Below are 440 nucleotides of genomic sequence, written 5' to 3' on the forward strand. Positions count from 1 at the left end.
CACCACCGCCCCCGCCGCCACCGGAGGCTCCGACGCATCCGACGGTGCCGCGTCGGCTCCGTCCGCGTCGTCGACGCCCCCCGCCGGCCCGGTCACGTTCGACCACATCCGCGCGGCGTGGCCCTCGGTGCTCACCCGGCTCGAGGGCATCAGCCGCACGTCGTGGCTGCTCGCCACCGCGGTGCAGCCGCTCGCGTACGACACCGACTCCGAGGTGCTCACGCTCGGGTTCACGAGCCAGCACGACGTGGCGAAGTTCAAGGGCACCACACCCGGCTCCGGTCCGTCCGACCACCTGCGCTCCGCGATCGAGCAGGAGGTCGGCGTCCGGGTGAAGTATCTGCCGGCGCCGATGCCGCAGGGGGGAGCGCCGCGCCAGCCCGCATCCTCCGGGTCCAGCGCCCCCGCCGACGCCGCGCCCGCATCGGAGCCTGCCTCAG

At 75.2% G+C, this 440-nt stretch carries 1 pseudogene; it reads left to right on the forward strand.

Annotated elements, in window-relative coordinates:
• Window positions 1–440, forward strand: a pseudogene (locus tag DW309_RS13990) (DNA polymerase III subunit gamma and tau); the annotation flags it as partial.

It is taken from the genome of Microbacterium sp. K41, assembly GCF_004794395.1.
Taxonomy (GTDB): domain Bacteria; phylum Actinomycetota; class Actinomycetes; order Actinomycetales; family Microbacteriaceae; genus Microbacterium; species Microbacterium sufflavum.